Source organism: Janthinobacterium sp. YR213 (genome assembly GCF_900099875.1).
In the GTDB taxonomy this organism is placed as follows: Bacteria; Pseudomonadota; Gammaproteobacteria; order Burkholderiales; family Burkholderiaceae_D; genus Janthinobacterium; species Janthinobacterium lividum.
The window spans coordinates 1,172,589-1,192,874 of record NZ_FNDA01000001.1 but is presented as its reverse complement, the minus strand read 5'-3'; the positions used below and the strand labels follow the sequence as shown (position 1 = coordinate 1,192,874).

20 protein-coding genes and 2 tRNA genes are annotated in these 20,286 nt (G+C 60.3%); 15 read left to right on the top strand and 7 right to left on the bottom strand.

The annotated features are described in order from the left end of the window. Window positions 1–76: 76 nt before the first annotated feature. The 3 genes from BLT98_RS05245 to BLT98_RS05235 all read right to left on the bottom strand — a co-directional run bounded on the left by BLT98_RS05245 (window position 77) and on the right by BLT98_RS05235 (window position 2,434). Window positions 77–1,249: a helix-turn-helix transcriptional regulator gene (locus tag BLT98_RS05245; RefSeq protein WP_034783169.1), complete on the bottom strand. Its 1,173-nt coding sequence runs from the start codon at window positions 1,247–1,249 to the stop codon at window positions 77–79. A gap of 80 nt (window positions 1,250–1,329) precedes the next feature. After that, window positions 1,330–1,911 (bottom strand): hypothetical protein, encoded by a 582-nt coding sequence (locus BLT98_RS05240; protein ID WP_092605727.1) that lies wholly within the window; start codon window positions 1,909–1,911, stop codon window positions 1,330–1,332. Window positions 1,912–2,074: 163 nt separating this feature from the next. After that, on the bottom strand, window positions 2,075–2,434 hold the full coding sequence (locus BLT98_RS05235) for a DUF1304 domain-containing protein (protein WP_092606938.1): 360 nt from the start codon (window positions 2,432–2,434) through the stop codon (window positions 2,075–2,077). 212 nt (window positions 2,435–2,646) lie between these two features. Here BLT98_RS05235 and sugE point away from each other — a divergent pair, with 212 nt between their 5' ends. Next, window positions 2,647–2,967, top strand: coding sequence for a quaternary ammonium compound efflux SMR transporter SugE (gene sugE, locus BLT98_RS05230; protein ID WP_034783172.1), 321 nt, complete (start codon window positions 2,647–2,649; stop codon window positions 2,965–2,967). A gap of 23 nt (window positions 2,968–2,990) precedes the next feature. Further along, on the top strand, window positions 2,991–3,320 hold the full coding sequence (locus BLT98_RS05225) for an SMR family transporter (RefSeq protein WP_070280339.1): 330 nt from the start codon (window positions 2,991–2,993) through the stop codon (window positions 3,318–3,320). Here BLT98_RS05225 and BLT98_RS05220 read toward each other — a convergent pair whose 3' ends face one another. Next, window positions 3,321–4,274 carry a M14 family metallopeptidase gene (locus tag BLT98_RS05220; protein ID WP_244517390.1) on the bottom strand — a complete coding sequence of 318 codons (954 nt, stop codon included), beginning with the start codon at window positions 4,272–4,274 and terminating at the stop codon, window positions 3,321–3,323. A gap of 147 nt (window positions 4,275–4,421) precedes the next feature. Here BLT98_RS05220 and BLT98_RS05215 point away from each other — a divergent pair, with 147 nt between their 5' ends. Beyond that, window positions 4,422–5,534: an acyltransferase family protein gene (locus tag BLT98_RS05215; protein ID WP_170846296.1), complete on the top strand. Its 1,113-nt coding sequence runs from the start codon at window positions 4,422–4,424 to the stop codon at window positions 5,532–5,534. A 3-nt stretch (window positions 5,535–5,537) separates the two neighbouring features. On the opposite strand, the gene BLT98_RS05210 is transcribed toward BLT98_RS05215, so the two are convergent. Next, a complete protein-coding gene (locus BLT98_RS05210; protein ID WP_034783177.1) occupies window positions 5,538–6,002 on the bottom strand; it encodes a hypothetical protein in 465 nt (154 codons plus the stop codon). Between the two features lie 137 nt (window positions 6,003–6,139). On the opposite strand from BLT98_RS05210, the gene BLT98_RS05205 reads away from it, so the two are divergent. The 12 genes from BLT98_RS05205 (at window position 6,140) to BLT98_RS05150 (ending at window position 17,003) form a co-directional block, all read left to right on the top strand. Continuing rightward, a tRNA-Val gene (locus tag BLT98_RS05205) sits at window positions 6,140–6,216 on the top strand. An 81-nt stretch (window positions 6,217–6,297) separates the two neighbouring features. Continuing rightward, window positions 6,298–6,374: transfer RNA gene (locus tag BLT98_RS05200), tRNA-Val, on the top strand. 210 nt (window positions 6,375–6,584) lie between these two features. Then, a complete protein-coding gene (thrS, locus tag BLT98_RS05195) occupies window positions 6,585–8,492 on the top strand; it encodes a threonine--tRNA ligase (protein ID WP_034783228.1) in 1,908 nt (635 codons plus the stop codon). Between the two features lie 51 nt (window positions 8,493–8,543). Next, the gene (infC, locus tag BLT98_RS05190; RefSeq protein WP_071650129.1) at window positions 8,544–9,065 is read left to right on the top strand and encodes a translation initiation factor IF-3; all 522 of its coding nucleotides are present in this window, start codon (window positions 8,544–8,546) and stop codon (window positions 9,063–9,065) included. A 227-nt stretch (window positions 9,066–9,292) separates the two neighbouring features. After that, the gene (gene rpmI, locus BLT98_RS05185) at window positions 9,293–9,490 is read left to right on the top strand and encodes a 50S ribosomal protein L35 (RefSeq protein WP_038493025.1); all 198 of its coding nucleotides are present in this window, start codon (window positions 9,293–9,295) and stop codon (window positions 9,488–9,490) included. Between the two features lie 26 nt (window positions 9,491–9,516). Next, window positions 9,517–9,876, top strand: a complete 360-nt coding sequence (gene rplT, locus BLT98_RS05180; RefSeq protein ID WP_010399214.1) for a 50S ribosomal protein L20 — start codon at window positions 9,517–9,519, stop codon at window positions 9,874–9,876. A 270-nt stretch (window positions 9,877–10,146) separates the two neighbouring features. Beyond that, window positions 10,147–11,163: a phenylalanine--tRNA ligase subunit alpha gene (gene pheS, locus BLT98_RS05175; RefSeq protein ID WP_034751917.1), complete on the top strand. Its 1,017-nt coding sequence runs from the start codon at window positions 10,147–10,149 to the stop codon at window positions 11,161–11,163. 78 nt (window positions 11,164–11,241) lie between these two features. After that, a complete protein-coding gene (pheT, locus tag BLT98_RS05170) occupies window positions 11,242–13,668 on the top strand; it encodes a phenylalanine--tRNA ligase subunit beta (protein ID WP_092605723.1) in 2,427 nt (808 codons plus the stop codon). Between the two features lie 169 nt (window positions 13,669–13,837). Next, window positions 13,838–14,185 (top strand): integration host factor subunit alpha, encoded by a 348-nt coding sequence (locus tag BLT98_RS05165; RefSeq protein WP_010399205.1) that lies wholly within the window; start codon window positions 13,838–13,840, stop codon window positions 14,183–14,185. A 10-nt stretch (window positions 14,186–14,195) separates the two neighbouring features. Next, entirely contained in the window at window positions 14,196–14,600 is a 405-nt protein-coding gene (locus BLT98_RS05160) for a MerR family transcriptional regulator (RefSeq protein ID WP_034783182.1), read from the top strand. A gap of 210 nt (window positions 14,601–14,810) precedes the next feature. Beyond that, window positions 14,811–15,443: a response regulator gene (locus tag BLT98_RS05155; protein WP_034783185.1), complete on the top strand. Its 633-nt coding sequence runs from the start codon at window positions 14,811–14,813 to the stop codon at window positions 15,441–15,443. A gap of 144 nt (window positions 15,444–15,587) precedes the next feature. Next, window positions 15,588–17,003, top strand: a complete 1,416-nt coding sequence (locus BLT98_RS05150) for a sensor histidine kinase (protein WP_092605721.1) — start codon at window positions 15,588–15,590, stop codon at window positions 17,001–17,003. Between the two features lie 94 nt (window positions 17,004–17,097). Here the strand turns inward: BLT98_RS05150 and BLT98_RS05145 are convergent, their stop codons facing one another. Together BLT98_RS05145 and BLT98_RS05140 are read right to left on the bottom strand one after the other, a co-directional pair. Then, window positions 17,098–17,907 carry a Crp/Fnr family transcriptional regulator gene (locus BLT98_RS05145; RefSeq protein ID WP_034783188.1) on the bottom strand — a complete coding sequence of 270 codons (810 nt, stop codon included), beginning with the start codon at window positions 17,905–17,907 and terminating at the stop codon, window positions 17,098–17,100. A gap of 226 nt (window positions 17,908–18,133) precedes the next feature. Next, the gene (locus tag BLT98_RS05140) at window positions 18,134–20,191 is read right to left on the bottom strand and encodes a methyl-accepting chemotaxis protein (RefSeq protein ID WP_092605719.1); all 2,058 of its coding nucleotides are present in this window, start codon (window positions 20,189–20,191) and stop codon (window positions 18,134–18,136) included. Window positions 20,192–20,286 lie beyond the last annotated feature (95 nt).

Here is a 20,286-nt window from a genome sequence, read left to right as displayed (position 1 = left end):
ATATCGCTGTTTTACGATATAGCCATCTTACGATATAAATGAAAAGCGTGCTGGCGGCGCGCGTTTTTGAACGGATTCAGGCGGGAAGGGGATTGCGCTGCAGCACGGCCGGGCCCGTCAGCACGATGCGCACCAGATCCACCTGGCGCTGGGCGCCGGCCTTGGCGGTGGCGCTCTTGATCTGCGTGCGCGCCGTGTGGATGGAAATGCGCTGGCGTTCGGCGTATTCCTGCAAGGAATAGCCGTTGACGAGCGCTTCCGTCAGGCGCGCTTCGGCCACCGTCATGCCATAGAAATTGCGCAGGGTGGCGGCCAGGGAGGTGATCAGGTCGCTGCTGTCGCTGAGGAAGACGGCGATGGCGCTGGCCGAGCCGAACGGGCTGTGCCAGGAAGGCAGGGGCGTGACGCGCAGGCGCAGCTGCTCGCCCGTCAATCCGTTCAGGTTGAGCACGCCGCCGGGGCCGCCTGCCGCCGTCGTGCCCGTTTGGGCCGCCTCGTGCAGCATGCGCCGCAGCGCGCCGTTGTCCGCTTCGCGCGGGCAATACAGGGGGGCGCCTTCGCGCAGATGCAGCAGCCGCGTCGCGGCCGTCATGGCCAGTGCCCGCTCGTTGGCGTACAGCAGTTGCGACGTGGCGTCGAGCAGCAGCACGCCAAACGGCAGCAATTCCAGCACCTGCGTGGAACTCTGGGACAGCACTTCCAGCCGGCGCAGCTTGCGCTGCAGGGCAAAGGCCGTTTGCAAATGCGGCATCAGGCTGCGGACCAGCGCCAGTTCGCCCGCGTCATAGGCGCCCGCCTGTTCGCGGCGCACCACGGTGACATTGGTGGAGCGCTCGGCGCGCAGTTCGACGATGGCCGCCGCCGTATAAAAGATGTCTTGCGGGCGCAGCCAGTCGTTCCAGTATTCGGTTTTCTTCAGGCAATGGTCGGGAAACAGCATGGAGCCGGTGACGACGGCGCCTTCGCGGTGCAGGGTGGCGTCTTCCAGCCAGACATTGCGCGCGCCGTAATAGCTGGCAAAGCTGGCCATGGCATCCGACTCGAAGCCATAGGTGGCGGACAGGCCGCTGCCGGGCAGCTGGACGTCGACCGAGCGGTTGCTGAAATCATTGGCCCAGATCAAACCCGCGTGCGATTTCAGTTGTTGCGCAAAGGCGGCGAGGAATTGCGACCAGGCGCCATGCCGCGTGGCCGCTTCGTAGATCAGGGCAGTCAGTGCCTGGCTGGCGACAGCGAGCGATGGCGTCATTGGCGATCCTCATGGCGGCAAGCGGTGGACAAGACACATCTTGGGGGGGGGGCGGCCCTTGCTACGGCCGCCCGGCTTCCCTAGCGCGATTCCAGCCAGCTTTTGCCGCCGGATGTGCACGTGCTGAGGCTGGCATACTGGCTGACATAGTTATAGCCGCTGCCGCAGCCGCCTTCGCCCGATTTGACGGGGCCGTAGCAAGCGCCTTCATAGCTGAGCTTACCACTGACGGTGGTGCTCTTGACACAGAAATTGTAGTTGCTTGCCGCCGTGTTGTTGGGCAAGGTGGGGCCATTGTTTTGCCCGCAGCCGAGCTCCTTGCTCACAGAGCGCGCGTAGTCGACCATTTTCTGGTACGTGCCGCTGTAATAGGTATCGGCAACGGTTTTCTGCCCCTGTTTGCAGGCGGCGACCACGCTGTCGTATCCCGAGTCCGCCTGGGCGTAGTTGCCCGATACCTGGACGCCGCAGGCGCTGGCCTGCTTGCGTTCCGTATCGCTGATCAGATTGCTGTACTGGCAGTTTGCCGAGGTGCCGCTGGTGCCGCCGGCGCTGGTGGAACCGCTGCCGGAGCCACTACCGTCGCTGCCGCCGCCACCGCAGGCGGACAGCATGAGGCAGCCGAGCAACGTGACGGCAAAGGTGGTTGGATGTGCTTGCATGATTTCCCCTGTGGACTGTGACTTGCCACCATGTGTCTGGTGGTATTTTTGCTACAAGGAATTGTATCGGGCATGTTTTTTGGAAACATCACCCATTTGGGGTATGCGCAGGCAGTGCGGAGCGGAGCGGGCCAGGGCGGCCGGCTGGCCGCCCTGGCAGGTATCAGGCGAAGTGGAACAGCAGCAGGGCGATGACGGCAGGCACGGTTTGCAGGTAGAGGATGCGCGTCATGACGGTCGCTGCGCCCCACACGCCGGCCACGGCGATGCAGGCCAGGCCGAACACGGTGAACGCATAGGCGATGGCCGCGTCCGGGTGAAAAAAGCCCAGCGTCAGGGCGGCGACGAGAAAGCCGTTGTAGCAACCCTGGTTCGACATGGCGGGACGCACGATCTCCGCCTTTTCCTTGGACAGGCCAAACACCTTGCGTCCGCGCGCATCGAACAGCACGGTTTCCAGCAGCACGATGTAGACGTGCAGCAGCAGGATGAGGGCGGTAAGGATTTGGGCCAGAAGTAGCATCATTGTTCCCGAAAGTGAATGGATGCGGCAATTATGCTGCCATCAGCATGTTTTTTGGCAACTTTCGATTGGAGCGGCCGCACTAGAAAAAATGTGCTGGCGGCAAGAGTTTTCACCCAATGGTATACTTTTCCCTTTGCTCCAGTGGGGACGACCCTGCTCGATGACGGGGCTGTATGGCGGGGACGACCCTGCCGCCTCGGGAGAAAAGTATGGCGTGGATCATTCTGGTATTGGCGGGCTTGCTGGAAATCGGCTGGGCCATCGGCCTCAAATACAGTGCCGGCTTTACCCGCCTCGTGCCATCCGTATTGACCGCCATTTCCATGCTGGGTAGCGTAGTGATGCTGGGCCTGGCCTTGCGCACCTTGCCGCTGGGCACGGCCTACGCCATCTGGACGGGCATCGGTACCGTCGGCACGGCCATCTTCGGCATCATGGTGCTGGGCGAACCGGCCAGCGCCGCGCGCATCGCCTGCATCGCCCTGATCGTGTCGGGCATCCTGGGCTTGAAACTGCTCAGCCCACAATAAAGGATGCCAGCATGAGTCTCGCCATGACGTATTTCTACCTGGCTATCGCCATCATCGCCGAGGTCATCGCCACCAGCGCCTTGAAGGCGTCCGAGGGCTTTAGCCGATTGTGGCCCAGTGTCATCACCGTGATTGGCTACAGCATCGCCTTCTGGTGCCTGTCCCTGACCTTGAAGGTCATTCCTACCGGCATCGTGTACGCCATCTGGTCAGGCGTGGGTATCGTGCTCATTTCCGCCGTCGGCTGGTTCTGGTTCAAGCAAAGCCTCGACACGCCGGCCTTGATCGGCCTGGGGCTGATCATTGCCGGCGTGCTCGTCATTAACTTGTTTTCCAAGTCGGTCGGCCACTGATCAAAAGCTGGCGGCGACCCTTGCCAGGTAATACCACTCCGCATTCGCCGCCGCATTGACGTCCGGGAACAGGATGTAGGCGTCGAACTCGGCCGTCACGGGCGTGCCATCCGCGCGCACGCCGATCTGCTCGCCCTGTTTGACCTTGTCAAAGCTGGACCAGGTCTTGATGAAGCGGTCGCCCGCATCGAGCTTGTCGTGCACGACGACCATGTTCAGCGCTTCCATGTCGGCGTCGGCGATCGCTTCCGGCTGCGGCGCGTCGATGCAACCCAAAAAAGCCAAGGTGTTCATGATGGCGCGGTAAGCAACATCCGGCGCGGCCGGGTCCGCATGCTGGCCGCATTCCAGGGTCAAGGCGTAGCCGCCCGTCGAGCGCATGTATTCGGTCGTGCCCACGCCGTAGCGCAAGACCAGGCCCACCTGGTCGCTATTGCCCAGGCGGCGCTGCACGCCTTGGCCGTACGCATGCAGCCAGCCGTCGACGAAGCGGCGCACGCCCAGGCGGCGCGCCAGCGCGCGTTCCTTGTCCTCGTGCTTGAACGGCTGCAGCGGGCCATCGTTGTTGCGTGGTCCGACCATGACGAAGGGCTGGCTGTCGGCATTGAACGAGTGCAAGTCCAGCAGCACGTCGTGCTGGCCCAACAGCGGGCACAGCCAATTGGCGATGCGGTCTTCGAAATCCTGCGGATTGTCGTTCGGGAACAGATTACGGTTCAGGTTGCGGTCGCCGCTGCGCACGCCCTTGGCATAGGCCAGCGGATTGGTGATGGGCACGAAGGTGACGCTGCCGGCCACGATGGAGAGGGCGCCGCTGTCGAGTTCAGCCATCACGCGGTGAATGCCCTTGGTGCCGCAGGTTTCATTGCCGTGCACGGCGCCCGTGACGATCAGGCGCGGGCCGCTGCCCTGGCCCGTGTAGTTGATGGATTTGAAGTGGAGTGCGCTGCTCATGCTGGACATATCCTATGCTGTTGCGGGAAGGGAAAGCGGGGTCGGCATATTTTAGCGGGATTCGCCGTGGACGCCTGTAAAAAGTTGGCCATGGCGGCGTGCGGCGTGGCATGATCGGCGCCACCGTTGTTTTCCCTTGCCGATTCCATGTCCAGTACCTCCCATCCTTCCCGCCTGTACGGCCTCGATACCTTGCGCGCGCTGGCCATCGTGCTTGTCTTCATGAACCATTATTTGCTGTTCGTTAGCGAGGGTGGGGCGTTTGGTTTCTGGGGCGAAATCGGCTGGGTGGGCGTGGACCTGTTCTTTGCCCTCAGCGGTTATCTGATCGGCAACCAGATTTTTGCGGCCTTGCGCAGCGAACATGGCTTTTCCTTGCCGCGTTTCTATGCGCGGCGCTTCCTGCGCACCTTGCCCAGTTTTTATGCCGTGCTGGCGCTGTATTACTTGTGGCCCGCGTTCCGCGGCGATAGCGCGCTGCTGCCCCTGTGGAAATTCCTGACCTTTACGCAAAACATCAATCTGACGCCGGGCACGGCGTTTTCGCATGCGTGGTCCTTGTGCGTAGAGGAGCAGTTCTATGTGCTGCTGCCGGCCGCGGCCCTGATGATCGCCGCCTGCCGCAAGTCGCTGCTGTGGGCCTGGCTGGCCGTGGCCGCCAGCTTTATCGTCGGCATGCTGGTGCGCGCCTATTTGTGGGATGAATACGTGCAAGTGCCGCGCGGCGGCCTCGGGTATTACAAGTATATTTATTACGCGTCGTGGTGCCGCTTCGACGAGCTGGTGGCGGGCGTGGCGCTGGCGCTGCTGAAGAACTACCACTTTGGCGCCTGGTCGCGCCTGACCTCTTACGGCAACCGCAGCTTGCTGGCGGGAATCGCGGGCACGGCGCTGATGTTTTATGTGTTTCTCACCGATCACTATGGCTATTGGGTGACGGTGTTCGGCTATCCGGCCCTGGCGGCCAGTTTTACCCTGCTGCTGATCGCGGCGCTCAGTCCCGCCAGCGCACTCTATGCACTGCGCGTGCCGGGCGCCGCCAGCCTGGCCTTGTGGTCGTATGCGATCTATCTGCTGCACAAGCAGCTGTGCATTTTGCTGCGACCCTTGTTGCAAGACTTTGGCTACGGGCCGGATGGCCTCACGGCGATACTGGTCAGTATCGCTGTGAGCATCGCCACGGGCTGGCTTTTATATAAATTAGTGGAAACGCCGTTCATGCGCTTGCGGGCACGCTATGTTCCCGCCAATCATGCGTGACGACTACATGTCGATTACATCGAGTCCCCGTGGCGTGCCCACCAGCAATTCCAGGATGGCATGCACGCGCAGATTCGTGTCTTCGTGCTCCGTGTTGTAGATCAGGGCGCGCAGGCCGGGCACGGCTTCCGTGATGTGGTCGCTGGCGTAGGCATTGATCAATAACAAGACCAGGTCCGTGGCGCCCGCGCCGGGCTGGCGCCGCAGCCGGTCGTGGATCACGTTCAGCAGCGCGCGCTGCATGCGCGGCGTGGGATTGGTGATGTAGGCGAAGACGCTCGGCGTGTTGGCGATGGCCGCGCAGATGCGCCGTTCGATCTCGTCCGGCTTCACGTCGGAGGCGATATCGAAATATGCGGCTTCCCAGCGCGTGCGCGCATATGGGTGGCCGGGCGGGAAGGAGTCGGCCGTTTCAAAACCGCAGATGCGGCTCAGGGTTTTCAGCCAGGCTAATATGGTGGAGTTCATGCCGCGATTCTAGCGGCATTCCGCGTGTGCCGGGCCATCTCCATATAAAGGGGACTGACGCCCCGGGAAATGATTAAAGTTTCCTGTAAAACAGCCCTTGTCATTCTGGGAAAGCCTCTCTATAATGCTGGTCTTCGGGGCGGTTAGTTCAGCTGGTTAGAATACTTGGTCGACATCCAAGGGGTCGGGGATTCGAATTCCTCACCGCCCACCAGAATTTGGCAGTAGATGGTTTTTTAAGCTGGCGCAAGCCGCAAGCGGTCATTTGAAATACAATGATCAACAAAAGTTTTACGGGCGGTTAGTTCAGCTGGTTAGAATACTTGGTCGACATCCAAGGGGTCGGGGATTCGAATTCCTCACCGCCCACCAGAATGCAGTTAGAGAGAAAGGTAAAACCGGTTATGACACCGCGAACTACTACCAAGCTTTGGGAGTGACGCTAGTCGAACGGGTTTCCTTTGTCTCAAGAAAGTGAAAAACGCGGCTAGTCCGCGTTTTTTTGCGTCTGCGTTTTCCTTTCAGTATTTTACCCATCACATTGCAGTTTTACCTGGCGCCAGCGCCGATATGGAGATCAATATGCTTACAATCCGACTTCCCGATGGTTCCGCCCGTCAATTCGACGGCCCGGTCACCGTGGCCCAGGTTGCGGCCAATATTGGTACCGGTCTGGCCAAGGCTGCGCTGGCCGGCAAGGTCGACGGCAAACTGGTCGATACTTCCTATCTGATCGAGCAGGACGCGGAACTGGCGATTGTCACGGACAAGGACGCGGACGGCCTGGAAGTGATCCGCCACTCGACGGCCCACTTGCTGGCGTATGCCGTCAAGGAGTTGTTCCCTGACGCGCAAGTGACCATCGGTCCCGTGATCGACAACGGCTTTTACTATGACTTCGCCTACAAGCGTCCGTTCACGCCCGAAGATTTGACGGCGATCGAAAAGAAAATGGCGGAACTGGCCAAGAAGGATGAGCAAGTCACGCGCAAGGTTGTCGCGCGCGACGAAGCCATCGACTACTTCAAGGGCATCGGCGAGGCGTACAAGGCGGAGCTGATCGGCTCGATTCCCGCCGACCAGGAAGTGTCGCTGTATTCCGAAGGCAAGTTCACGGACTTGTGCCGCGGCCCCCACGTGCCATCGACGGGCAAGCTGAAAGTCTTCAAGCTGATGAAGCTGGCCGGCGCCTACTGGCGCGGCGACTCGAAAAACGAGATGCTGCAGCGTATCTATGGCACGGCCTGGGCCAAGAAGGAAGACCAGGAACTGTACCTGCACAACCTGGAAGAGGCGGAAAAGCGCGATCACCGCAAATTGGGCAAGCAGCTCGATTTCTTCCATTTCCAGGAAGAAGCGCCAGGCCTGATCTTCTGGCATCCGAAAGGCTGGTCGATCTGGCAGCAAGTCGAGCAATACATGCGCAATGTGTACCAGGTCAACGGCTATCAGGAAGTCAAGGCGCCGCAAATTCTGGACCGTGGCCTGTGGGAAAAAACCGGTCACTGGGACAATTACCGTGAAAACATGTTCATCACGGAATCGGAAAACCGCGCCTATGCGCTGAAGCCGATGAATTGCCCTGGCCATATCCAGATTTTCAACAATGGCATGCGCAGCTACCGCGACTTGCCATTGCGCTACGGCGAATTCGGTCAATGCCACCGCAATGAACCGTCGGGCGCCTTGCACGGCATGATGCGCGTGCGCGGCTTTACGCAGGACGACGGTCACATTTTCTGTCTGGAAGAGCAGATCGCCGGCGAAGTGACGGCGTTCCACCAGCAGGCGATGGATGTGTACACGGCTTTCGGCTTCACGAATATCGACGTGAAACTGGCCTTGCGCCCGGATAACCGCATCGGCACGGAAGAGTCGTGGGATTTCGCCGAGGAATCGCTGCGTTCGGCCTTGCGCGCCTGCGGCGTGGAATGGACGGAATTGCCGGGCGAAGGCGCGTTCTACGGTCCGAAGATCGAATACCACCTGAAAGACAGCCTGGGCCGCGCATGGCAAGTAGGTACCGTGCAGATCGATCCATCGATGCCGGGCCGCCTGGGTGCGGAATACGTGGCCGTGGACAATACGCGCCAGGTGCCCATCATGCTGCACCGCGCGATCGTCGGTTCGCTGGAACGTTTCATCGGCATCCTGATCGAACACTATGCGGGCGCCATGCCGCTGTGGTTGTCGCCAGTGCAAGTGTCGGTGTTGAATATTTCCGACGCTCAAGCCGACTATGTACAGGAAGTTACAACAAAACTGCGCAAAGCGGGGCTGCGCGTACAGGCTGATTTGCGTAACGAGAAGATTACCTATAAAATACGTGAACATTCCGTACAAAAATTGCCTTACATCTTAGTGATTGGCGACAAAGAGCGGGATGCGAATACAGTGGCCGTGCGGGCGCGGGGCAATGTCGATCTGGGCGTCATGTCCGTCGATGCCCTGATTGAGCGACTCAAACATGAAGTCGACACCAAGGCCTGACGAGGAAACTCGCTGCACGACCGTCTTACAAGATTTTTAAAGGAAATTACAATAGCTACTGACAAGTCACATCGCATCAATGGCGAAATCACTGCCCCTGAAATGCGTTTAAGCGGGGTCGATAACGAGCCACTCGGTATCGTAAGTTTGGCTGAAGCCTTCCGTCTGGCGGAAGAGGCAAACGTCGACCTGGTGGAAATTGCGCCTACCGCGCAGCCACCGGTGTGCCGTTTGATGGACTACGGCAAATTTAAGTATTCGGAGCAAAAGAAAGCTCACGAAGCCAAATTGAAGCAAAAGATCATCCTCGTGAAGGAAGTCAAATTCCGTCCGGGGACTGATGATGGTGACTACAATATCAAGTTGCGTAATCTCATCAAGTTCCTCGAAGATGGCGATAAAACCAAGATCACCTTGCGTTTCCGCGGTCGTGAGATGGCGCATCAGGATATTGGCTTCCGCATGCTGGAACGTCTGAAAGCCGACCTGGAGCCGTACGGCCAGGTCGAGCAGTTCCCGAAGATGGAAGGCCGCCAAATGATCATGGTTCTTTCGCCTAAGAAGAAGAAGTAAGCTACAATAGCGTTTTACTGTGGATCGACGTGGTTTGTGCCTGCATGGGCGCGACACCAGATTCCAGGCAGAATTTGCGCGGCCCGGTCAGCAATGCCCGGGCCGCGTGAACTGTAGTGGACTCGCATCCGCTGCACAACATGTGAAAGCAGGCATCTAAGCGCAGCGTCGTGTTGCCACCTGCAATCCTGTTATAAATGGAGCTGTCCGTAAGAGGACAGATTGCTATGCCTAAAATGAAGACCAAAAGCTCCGCGAAAAAACGTTTTCGCGTGCGTCCAGGTGGAACAGTCAAGTCGGGTCACGCGTTCAAACGCCACATCCTGACCAAGAAAACCACCAAAAACAAACGTCAGTTGCGCGGTACCCGTAACATCAACGCATCGGATGTCACATCCGTCATGCGCATGATGCCGACTGCTTAATCTCACACTCAATTTAAGGAGTTACTATGCCTAGAGTAAAACGTGGGGTTACAGCTCGTGCCCGTCATAAAAAGATTCTTGTTCAAGCTAAAGGCTACCGTGGTCGCCGCAGCCGTGTATACCGTGTTGCCAAGCAAGCAGTTATGCGCGCTGGCCAATACGCTTACCGCGATCGCCGCAACAAGAAACGCGTTTTCCGCCGCCTGTGGATCGCCCGTATCAACGCCGCTTCCCGTGAGCATGGCGTAACGTACAGCGTATTCATGAACGGCTTGAAAAAAGCAAATATCGAACTGGACCGTAAAGTCCTGGCCGATATGGCTGTGATGGACAAGCCAGCATTCGCTGCGATTGTCAACGCAGTTAAAGCAAAAATCGCTGCGTAAGCATCGGTCATTGCACAACGTCATCCGTAGGGTGACGTTAGAACGGCGACCGACAAAATCGTCGCGAGCGGAAGGGAGTTGCGGTCGAGAAGCGCAACCGTACGAAGGTACGGTGAGCATCGCACACCGTAAATCACGACGCGCAGCAGATTAGGTCGGTTGTCATAAAGAGCGGGGCAGGGGTGTGAACCTTATGCCCCGTTTCCGTTTTTGATTGTTGGACTTTAGATAAGCGAGTCCAGAATTGATGTCCAAAACAGGAAATGCCGCATGAACTCCCTAGAAGAACTCGTCGTCTCGGCCCAGGCTGACTTTATCGCCGCCGCAGACGCTGCCGCACTTGAAAACGCCAAAGCCCGCTACCTGGGCAAGACTGGTCAGATTACTGAAATGATGAAGGGCCTGGGCAAGCTGGACCCGGACGCGCGCAAGGCGCAAGGCGCCCTGATCAACGCCGTCAAAGTGCAGATCGAGGACGCGCTGACGGCGCGCCGTGATGCGCTGGCCGATGCCCAGATGCAAGGTCGTCTGAACGCCGAAGCGATCGACGTGACCCTGCCAGGCCGTGGCCGCATGCCCGGTGGCATCCATCCCGTGATGCGCACGTGGGAACGGGTCGAGGAAATCTTCCGCTCGATCGGCTTTGACGTGGCCGACGGCCCCGAAATCGAGAACGACTGGACCAACTTCACGGCGCTCAACAGCCCGGAAAACCACCCGGCCCGTTCCATGCAAGACACCTTCTACATCGACGGCAACGATACCGATGGCAAGCCCTTGCTGCTGCGCACGCACACGAGCCCGATGCAGGTGCGCTACGCGCGCACGCACACGCCGCCGATCAAGGTCATTGCGCCAGGCCGCACCTACCGCGTCGACAGCGACGCCACCCATTCGCCCATGTTCCACCAGGTCGAAGGCCTGTGGATCGCCGAAGACATCAGCTTTGCCGACCTGAAGGGCGTGTACCTGAATTTCGTCAAGGCCTTCTTCGAGACGGACGACCTGCAAGTGCGCTTCCGTCCATCGTATTTCCCGTTCACGGAACCGTCGGCCGAGATCGACATCGCCTTTGGCTCCGGTCCATTGAAAGGCCGTTGGCTGGAAGTGTCGGGCGCCGGCCAGGTGCATCCGACCGTGGTGAAGAACTTTGGCCTCGATCCCGAGAAATTCATCGGTTTTGCTTTCGGCTCCGGCCTGGAACGCTTGACGATGCTGCGTTACGGCATCAACGACCTGCGCCTGTTCTATGAAGGCGATTTAAGGTTCCTGAAGCAATTCAACTAAGCGTTGTTCCGTTTGATTCATGGCGCTTGAGCGCCTGTGCGCTCGCGCTGTGAGCTTTGACCCTTTGAAGGCTTGATTATGCAATTTTCCGAAAACTGGCTCCGTACCATGGTCGATCCGAAGATGACTTCGGACGAACTGGCCCATCTGCTGACCATGTCCGGTCTCGAAGTCGAGGACGTCGATCCTGTCGCCCCGCCGTTCTCGAACGTGGTGGTGGGCCTGGTCCTGGAGATGGAAAAACATCCGAATGCGGACCGCCTGAATGTGTGCCAGGTCGATGTCGGCACGGGCACCATGCTCAATATCGTCTGCGGCGCGCCGAACGTGCGCCCGGGCTTGAAAGTCGTGTGCGCGATGGCGGGCGCCGTGCTGCCGCCTGGCGCCGATGGCAAACCGTTTGAAATCAAGGTGGGCCAGCTGCGCGGCGTCGAGTCGCAAGGCATGCTGTGCTCCGCGCGCGAATTGAAATTGTCGGAAGAAAACGCCGGCTTGATGGAATTGCCGGACGACGCGCCGATCGGCCAGAATTTCCGCGATTACTTTGCGCTCAACGACTTGAAATTCACCATCAAGTTGACGCCGAACAAGGCGGACTGCCTGTCCGTGCTGGGCGTGGCGCGCGAAGTGTCGGCATTGACGGGCGTGCCCCTGAATGCGCCGCAGTTCCGCACAGTGCCGGTTTCCAGCGACGAAATCCTGCCCGTGAAAGTCAGCGCGCCGGACCTGTGCGGCCGTTTCACGGGCCGCGTCATCCGCGGCTTGAACGCCAAGGCAGCCACGCCGGACTGGATGAAGCAGCGCCTCGAGCGCAGCGGCCAGCGTCCGCTGTCGGCCCTGGTCGACATTTCCAACTATGTCATGCTGGAACTGGGCCGTCCCAGCCACGTGTTTGACCTGGCAAAGATCCACGGCAGCCTCGATGTGCGTTGGGGCAAGGCGGGCGAATCCGTCAAGCTGTTGAATGGCAACACCATCGCCGTCGACGAGTGGATCGGCGTCATTGCCGATGAGCAGGAAATCGAATCGCTGGCCGGCATCATGGGCGGCGACGCCAGCTCGGTGTCGGACGATACGGACAGCATCTACCTGGAAGCGGCATTCTGGTGGCCGAACGCCATTCAAGGCCGCGCGCGCCGCTTGAATTTCTCGACCGATGCGGCACACCGCTTCGAGCGCGGCGTCGATTTCGCCACCACCGTCGAGCACATCGAGCGCATCACGGCCCTGATCGTGGAAATCTGCGGCACGCCGGCCACGACGGTCGGTCCCGTCGACGACCACGTGGTGAACTTGCCGCAGCGCCAGCCCGTGTCGATGCGCACGGCGCGCGCGCAAAAAGTCATCGGCGTGCCGCTCAACGATGAGCTGATCGCCGATATCTTCACGCGCCTGGCCCTGCCATACACCCTGGCGGACGGCGTGTTTTCCGTGACGTCGCCCAGCTACCGTTTCGACATCGAGATCGAGGAAGACCTGATCGAGGAAGTGGCGCGCGTGTACGGCTTTGAAAACATCCCGACCTTGCCGCCTGTGGCTGCGAACGTGATGCAGATTGCACCGGAAAATACCCGCTCCCTGTTTGCGGTACGTCATGAGCTGGCCGACCTGGGCTTCCAGGAAGTGGTTAACATGAGCTTTGTCGATACGGCATGGGAGCTCGATTTCTCGGGCAATACGAACCCGATCAAATTGCAGAACCCGATCGCCAGCCAGATGAGCGTGATGCGTTCCTCGCTGATCGGCAGCCTGATCGCCAATGTGCGCTACAACCTGAACCGCAAGACGAACCGCGTGCGCATCTTCGAAGTGGGCGCCATCTACCAGCGCGACGACAGCGTGGAAAACGGCCCCTTGTCGGTGGCTGGCTACGCCCAGCCGAAGCGCGTGGCGGCCATGGCCTATGGCGCGGTTGCCGACGAGCAGTGGGGCCAGGCTGCGCGCACGGTCGACTTCTTCGACGTGAAGGCGGACCTGGAAGCGCTGTTTGCACCGCTGGTCCTGCGTTTCACCAAGGCGGAGCATCCGGCCCTGCATCCGGGCCGTTCGGCCAATGTGGAGCTCGATGGCAAGGTCATCGGTTTCATCGGCGAATTGCACCCGCGCTGGATGCAAAAGTACGACTTGCCGCTGGCGCCCGTGCTGTTCGAAGTCGATGCCGCTGCCTTGACGCAACGAGTCGTGCCGTCGTACCAGGAAATCTCGAAATTCCCTGGCGCCAGCCGCGACTTGGCCGTGGTCGTCAAGCAATCGGTGGCCGTGCAGGATCTGCTCGACAGCTTCCATGCCGCCGCCAAGTCGAGCCCGGCAGCGCGTATCGTGCAAGCCATTGTTTTATTTGATGAATATCGTGGAAAAGGGCTGGAAGTGGATGAAAAAAGCCTTGCTTTCCGGATTAGCTTGCAAGATACTCAAAACACCCTGCAAGACGATGTCGTCGACGGCCTGATGGCTGTCCTGATCGATGCGGCCAAGCAGGGCCACGACGCGAAACTGCGTTCGTAATTACCGGACGGCCGTCGCCTTGCGTGACGGCCTTTCCGTCGTCAACCGTAGACGAGCTTGCCATGTGGCAGGCTCGGGCGCACAGAAAAGGCAGGGCAGGAAAATTAATAACAGCGACGTTGATTCCGCCGTACTGCAATCCGCACTGGCCGCCGATTTGCATCGGGCCATGCTGGTTGCCAAAGTGCGCCAGGAAGCGGAAAAAGATTTACCCACCTTGACCAAGGCGGAACTGGCCGAACTGTTGTTCGAGCAAGTGGGCCTGAACAAGCGCGAAGCGAAGGATATGGTCGAGACCTTTTTCGACGAGATCCGCAATGCGCTCGAACGTGGCGAGGCCGTCAAGCTGTCCGGTTTCGGCAATTTCCAGTTGCGCGACAAGCCGCAGCGGCCCGGCCGCAATCCGAAGACGGGCGAAGAGATTCCCATCACGGCGCGTCGTGTCGTGACCTTTCATGCGAGCCAGAAGCTGAAAAGCATGGTCGAAGAGACCAGTCCGCTGGCACGTGCTGCCTGAGTGAGTGGCGATGAACGAGCGCATCAGTAAAACCGAGTTGATCGCCTTGCCGCCCATTCCGGCGAAACGCTATTTCACGATCGGCGAAGTGAGCGAATTGTGCGGCGTCAAACCGCACGTGTTGCGCTACTGGGAGCAGGAGTTTTCCCAGCTCAAGCCGGTCAAACGACGTGGCAACCGCCGTTATTATCAGCACCATGAGGTGCTGCTGATACGCCGTATCCGCGAATTGCTGTACGAGCAGGGCTTTACCATCAGCGGCGCGCGAAACAAGCTCGACAGCCGTGGCGCATCGCATGCCATCCTTGACGAGTTGCCAGTGCTGCCGGCCATGCCCGTTGTGCCGCAGGAAGCGCCGCTGGACCGCGTGTGGATACGCAATGAATTAATTGCGATTTTAAACTTGCTAAAATAAGATTTGTACCAATATAGGTGGGGTTGTCCGGTAGCAGTTGACTAAGTTGCCCATACTGCATGGGCGCTCCCTCTTGGCGTTGACGCTACCGTACGGCGCGCCATATTTTGAATATAATGTTAATGTTGCGTTTTTGTTAGTGACGCTAAGCCGGAGCAGCGTTCAGGTTCCGGTAGTCTTTCCCAGGCCAGGAAAATTTAAGGGGAAACAATGATACGCGTTGCCATTTGTGATGATCACCAAATAGTACGAGCTGGATTCAAACAGATTTTTTCGTCGTCAAGCGATTTCAGTGTGGTGGCGGAAGCCGGTACGGGGCGTGAAGCCCTCGATATCGCCCGCCGCGAAATTTGCGATGTATTGTTGCTCGATATAGCCATGCCCGATCAGAGCGGCATCGATACCTTGCGCACGATCCGCCAGGGCCAGCCGGAATTGCCCGTGCTGATCCTCAGCGGCTATCCCGCGCAGCAATACGCGCTGAACCTGTTCAAGATGGGCGCGAATGGCTATCTGAACAAGGAATGCGAAGCCGACGAGCTGATGACGGCCGTGCGCACCGTTTTCCAGGGACGCCGCTATGTCAGCTCCACCGTCGGTGAATTGCTGGCGCAGTCGTTCGACCGCGACACGAATGCCGCCCTGCATACGGAATTGTCGGACCGCGAGTTCCAGGTCTTCCTGCGCCTGGCGCGCGGCGCCACCGTGTCCGATATCGGTGTGGCCTTGTCGCTGAGCATCAAGACGGTGAGTACCTACCGCACGCGCATCATGGAAAAAATGGGCTTGCAATCCAACAGCGACTTGACCTATTACGCAATGAAAAACAATTTGCTTGACTAGCGCTGCGGTGCGATCATGGAAACATGATCGCTCAGCCAGCTGGCCAGCACGACTTGTGCAGTGCAGCAGTTTGTGGCGAGGACTATAATTGGCCGGCGCCGGCGCTCTCTCCCGCGCCGAACCTTGCTAAGGATGCACATCAGGATGTATTTCACCGCTGAACCGGCCCCGAATCACCGCCTGCCCCTGTACAAGACGATCCTGTGCGTGACGTGCGCCTTGTTGCTTGTACTTAATGGTTTCAGTCTCTTTCATAACCTGCAGTCGCTGAAGGGCACGAATGCCTTGCTCAGCCAGAGCGCCCGCGTGGCGGACCGCCTGCAGTATTTGAATGTGCTCGTGCTCGACGCGGAAAGCAGCTTGCGCGGCTATTTCATTTCCGGCTCCGAAACCTATCTGGGGCCGTCGAAGACGGCTACCACCGAAATTGAAAACGAATTCAACGAGCTGCAGACTTTGCTCGCGGGCAGTCCCACCCAGCTGAAAAACCTGGGCCAGCTGAAAAGCTTGATCCGCCGCAAGATGTCGATGCTGCAAGAGTCGATCGAGGTCTACAGGCAGGGCGGGTTGGCCGAGATCGTCAACATTTCCCGCGTGACCGATGACCGCGCCACCATGGACGAGATCCGCCTGCAGGTGGTGATCATGACGCGCGAGCAGAATGAAGCGCTGTCGTCCGGCAGCGCCGCCTTTTACCATGAGTACCAGAAAGCCGTGCTGCTCGGCATCGGCATCAATGCCCTGGCCATCCTCGTGCTGATCATGTTTTACCAGCTGGTGCGGCGCAGCTTCCAGAACCGCGCGGCCGTCGAGTATGCATTGCAAAATGCCAACGACAATCTGGAATCGACGGTCAGCAAGCGCACGGAACAGCTATCCGTGCTCTCGCGCCATTTGATCAGCGTCAACGAAGTGGAAAAGGCGCGCCTGGCGCGCGAATTGCATGATGAGCTGGGCGCCAACTTGACCTCGATCAGCATGGACCTGGGCGCCGTCACGCAGCAGCTGGCGCACGCGCAGCCGGAACTGGCCGCGCAATTACGGCGCGCCAAGGCAACCTTGCTGGAAACGGTGGAGCTGAAGCGCCGCATCGTCGAGGATTTGCGCCCGAGCCTGCTGGACAATCTGGGCCTGTGCGCCGCCATCGAAAGCTATTGCGAGGATTTTACGCGCATGAGTTCCGTGCGCTGCGAAACGGACGTGGCCATCAATATCGACAACCGCGAAGCCACCCTGACGATTGCCCTGTTCCGCATCGTGCAGGAATCGCTGACGAACATCCTGAAATATGCGCGCGCCGGCATGGTCAGCGTGACATTGAAACGCAACGAGCACGGCCTGGTGCTGCGCGTGATCGACGACGGCATCGGCATCACGGAAGATGCCTTGCAAAAACCCATGTCGCATGGCTTGCTGGGCATGCGCGAACGGGCTTTGTTGCTGGGCGGCACTCTCACCGTGCGCCAGGGTCCGGAAGGCAAGGGGACCTGTGTGGAAGCCGTGATTCCCCTGCCGCTGACGCCGGAGCCGGAAGACATCGATGCGGATGTCGAAGCCTAATTGAGGTTGAGGTTGAGGTTGCGGCAAAAAAATGGCCGGGCATGCAGCCCGGCCATTTTTTTATCCATGCCGCCGGATCTGCGGCAGCTTCCCATCAGCAGCGCGATACGTCGCGCAGCAAACGGTCGTATTCCGTCTTGGCCACTTTGTAGCATTCGCCCGCATAGCATTCCAGGCCGGCGCGGTCCAGCACCGTGATATTGCCGCGGCGATAGTGAATCAAGCCTTCTTCCTGCAGCTTGCCGGCGGCGGCCGTGATGCTTTCGCGGCGCACGCCCAGCATGATGGAGATCAGCTCTTGGGTGACTTTCAATTCATTCGATGGCGAACGGTCCAGGCGGTCCAGCAGCCAGCGGCACAGCTTTTGCTCGATCGAGCTGTGGCGGCCGCCGACGGCGTTCTGCGCCATTTGCGCAAACAGGGCGTTGGTATAGCGCATCAGCAACTGGGGCAGGGCGCCGCCTTGATTGAAGGCATCGCGCAAGCTTTGCGTTTTCAGGCGGTAGCCGTAGCCGGCGCTTTGCACGACAGCCGTGCACATGGCGCGCTCGCCTGCCAGCAGCGAGGCGCCGGCCACGCCTTCATGGCCGACAACGGCGATTTCCGTCGTGGCGCCGTCTTCCATTACATACAGCAAGGAAATGATGGCGGTGGTAGGGAAGTAGCTGTATTCCAGGTTGTTACCGTAGGCATACAGTTCCTTGCCGAAAGGCAGTTCGACCAGTTCCAGGTCTTCGAACAGCGATTCGAGCGCGGCGCGCGGCAGGGCGGCCAGCAATTCATTCTGTTGTGCACTGCTGAGGCTAACCCGCGACGCAAGCTTGATTTCCCGACCGGCCGCCGGCATGGCGCGCGGCAGCAACTGGTTCTTCTGGACCGGGGCGATAAGTTGAGTATGGCTCATAGTATTCCTCACAGGCTTTTTACATCGGAGTGCGACTGCCGCGTTGCTGGTCAAAAAAAACTGCCGTACTCATGTGGTAACGGCGTTTTTGTCGACCGCGCGGTGCAGATCGCGATGTAGCTACTTTAAAAGCTTATGTAAGTGGCGAACATAAGATTAGCAGTCGCCACTTTGTAGTCTCCATTGAGGCGAAATTGTAGTCCTTGTCCTACGTGCACACTTTTGACTAGCTAGCCTTGCGCCGTTCCGCGCGATTTTGTGATATGACGCGCGGCTTGTTGGCGCTCCACAGGCCGGCCGGACGCACGCTGGGCAGGCCGTCGCGCACGGTTGCGGCGGGTGTCTGGCGCACGTTTGGCGCCTCGTGTTCCCCCAGACGGAAGCGGCTGACGGCCTGCGTCAGCGCTTCGCCTTCCTGGTGCAGGCGCTGCGAACCGGCGCGTGCCTCGTCGACCAGGCCCGCGTTCTGGCGCGTCATGTCGTCGATTTGCGCCAGCGCGCCGTTGATGCGGGCGATTTCGCCATTCTGCTCGGCGCCGGCGCTGCTGATGCGCCCGATGACGACAGACACCTGCTGCACGGCATCGACGACCTGGCGCATGGTGCTGCCGGCCGCATTGACCAGGTCGCCGCCCGCATCCACGGTGGCGACGGAATCGCCGATCAGGCGCTTGATCTGCTGCGCCGCCTCGCTGGAGCGCTGCGCCAGGCTGCGCACCTCGGACGCGACGACGGCAAAGCCGCGTCCCTGCTCGCCCGCGCGGGCCGCTTCGACGGCCGCGTTCAGGGCCAGGATGTTCGTCTGGAAGGCGATGCCGTTGATGACGCCGATGATGTCGACGATCTTGTGCGAGCTGGCCTTGATCGAGGCCATGGTCTCGACCACGGCGCTGACGGTCTCGCCGCCGCGCAGGGCCACTTCGGCGGCCGAGGCCACCAGGGTGCGCCCCTGTCCTACGTGGGCTTCGTTGCGGCCCACGGTGGCCGTCAGCTCGCGCATCGAATCCACGGTGGCGCCCAGCGCATCCGCTTGCGTGGCCGTATGGCCGGACAGGGCCGCGTTGCCCTGCGCGATATCGGCGCCGGCCGCGGCGATGACGGCCGCACCACCGCGGATTTCCTGCACCAGGGTGGCCAGGCCGTGCGTCATGGCGCCGAAGTCGCGCACCAGGTCGCCGATCTCGTCGTGCGCCTGCGAGGTAATGCGCTGCGACAGGTCGCCCGCCGCCGCCGCGCCGACGGCCACGCGCAATTGCGTCACGTCGCGCGCGAAGGCGGCATAGAAGCCTGCACACAGGTAGGCGGCGGCCAGCAGCACCAGCAGCATGGCCGCCAGGATCAGGCCGCGGCGCGCCTCGTCGCGGGCGATGCGCTGCGCCAGCAAGCCGTCCAGGGCGGTGGCCGAGGCGCCGGACAGCGCCTGCAGGGCATCGATCGCCTGCATGCCGGCCGCATGAAATTGCGCGCCCGAGGTCTGATCGTAGGAATTCGTCACTTCATTCTTCGTGCGTTCGAGGAAGGCCAGCGCGGCCGGCACGGCTTTCAGGGCTGGCTGCAGGCTGGCGCGCAGTTCGGGCTTGGCGGCGATGATTTCGTCGAAGCGGGCCGGCAGGCGTTCCAGTTCGTGGCGCGCGATCAGGGCGTTGGCGTTGACGAGCTGATCTTCATTCGCCTCGAACAGGCCCGTGTCGATATAGGCGGCGCCGCGCCCGGCGATGTCCGACAGGCTTTCGGCCAGGTCGGGCAGGGTGGCGGTGAAAACTGCGCTCAGGTGGTTGGCGCCCGCGTCCGGGTCCAGGCTCAGGTGCGAACGGTCGGCCACTAGCTGGCCCAGTTTGGCCGCCTGGCGCAGCAGCGCCGTGTGCGCCGCGTAGCTGTCGCGCGCCGCAAGGCCCGCCTGGCGGCCCAGCAGGGCTTGCCACTGCTTCGTCAGTTCGGCCGCCTGGGGCAGGCCTGCGCCCGCCGGCAAGCGCGCCAGGGCGGCCAGCGTGGCCGTGATGCGCGCATTCAGGGCCGTGTTGTCCATCCCAGCCTTGCCGCTCAGGCGCAAATGTTCGAGGCCGCGCCGCTGCTGCAGCAGCCGCGTGCCTTCCTGCAGCTGGCGGACATAGGCCACGCCCCGCTGCGCATCCTGCGCCTGGGCCAGCGATTTGCCCAGTTCCGAGATCAGCAGGGTGGTCGCCAGCGCCAGCGGCAGCAGGAAGACCAGGCAGACAAGCATGAATTTGGGCAGCAGGCGCAGGCGCTGCATGAGTCGGATGGCGGGGGTGAGGAGCATTTTCATCGGGTTTCCAGGAAAGAGTGGCAACATTTCTGCAGTGCAATGTTGCCTGCGGATTGTGACCCCTTGATGAAGTGGGCGATTTTGCCGTTCGCCAG

Coding starts and splice junctions, on each gene's coding strand:
- BLT98_RS05140 (WP_092605719.1), bottom strand. CDS start 20,191: ATGAAAATGCTCCTCACCCCCGCCATCCGACTCATGCAGCGCCTGCGC.
- BLT98_RS05165 (WP_010399205.1), top strand. CDS start 13,838: ATGCTGGTTGCCAAAGTGCGCCAGGAAGCGGAAAAAGATTTACCCACC.
- BLT98_RS05225 (WP_070280339.1), top strand. CDS start 2,991: ATGACGTATTTCTACCTGGCTATCGCCATCATCGCCGAGGTCATCGCC.
- sugE (WP_034783172.1), top strand. CDS start 2,647: ATGGCGTGGATCATTCTGGTATTGGCGGGCTTGCTGGAAATCGGCTGG.
- BLT98_RS05220 (WP_244517390.1), bottom strand. CDS start 4,274: ATGAGCAGCGCACTCCACTTCAAATCCATCAACTACACGGGCCAGGGC.
- pheT (WP_092605723.1), top strand. CDS start 11,242: ATGCAATTTTCCGAAAACTGGCTCCGTACCATGGTCGATCCGAAGATG.
- BLT98_RS05150 (WP_092605721.1), top strand. CDS start 15,588: ATGTATTTCACCGCTGAACCGGCCCCGAATCACCGCCTGCCCCTGTAC.
- pheS (WP_034751917.1), top strand. CDS start 10,147: ATGAACTCCCTAGAAGAACTCGTCGTCTCGGCCCAGGCTGACTTTATC.
- rpmI (WP_038493025.1), top strand. CDS start 9,293: ATGCCTAAAATGAAGACCAAAAGCTCCGCGAAAAAACGTTTTCGCGTG.
- BLT98_RS05145 (WP_034783188.1), bottom strand. CDS start 17,907: ATGAGCCATACTCAACTTATCGCCCCGGTCCAGAAGAACCAGTTGCTG.
- BLT98_RS05160 (WP_034783182.1), top strand. CDS start 14,196: ATGAACGAGCGCATCAGTAAAACCGAGTTGATCGCCTTGCCGCCCATT.
- BLT98_RS05240 (WP_092605727.1), bottom strand. CDS start 1,911: ATGCAAGCACATCCAACCACCTTTGCCGTCACGTTGCTCGGCTGCCTC.
- BLT98_RS05210 (WP_034783177.1), bottom strand. CDS start 6,002: ATGAACTCCACCATATTAGCCTGGCTGAAAACCCTGAGCCGCATCTGC.
- BLT98_RS05215 (WP_170846296.1), top strand. CDS start 4,422: ATGTCCAGTACCTCCCATCCTTCCCGCCTGTACGGCCTCGATACCTTG.
- thrS (WP_034783228.1), top strand. CDS start 6,585: ATGCTTACAATCCGACTTCCCGATGGTTCCGCCCGTCAATTCGACGGC.
- rplT (WP_010399214.1), top strand. CDS start 9,517: ATGCCTAGAGTAAAACGTGGGGTTACAGCTCGTGCCCGTCATAAAAAG.
- BLT98_RS05235 (WP_092606938.1), bottom strand. CDS start 2,434: ATGCTACTTCTGGCCCAAATCCTTACCGCCCTCATCCTGCTGCTGCAC.
- BLT98_RS05245 (WP_034783169.1), bottom strand. CDS start 1,249: ATGACGCCATCGCTCGCTGTCGCCAGCCAGGCACTGACTGCCCTGATC.
- BLT98_RS05155 (WP_034783185.1), top strand. CDS start 14,811: ATGATACGCGTTGCCATTTGTGATGATCACCAAATAGTACGAGCTGGA.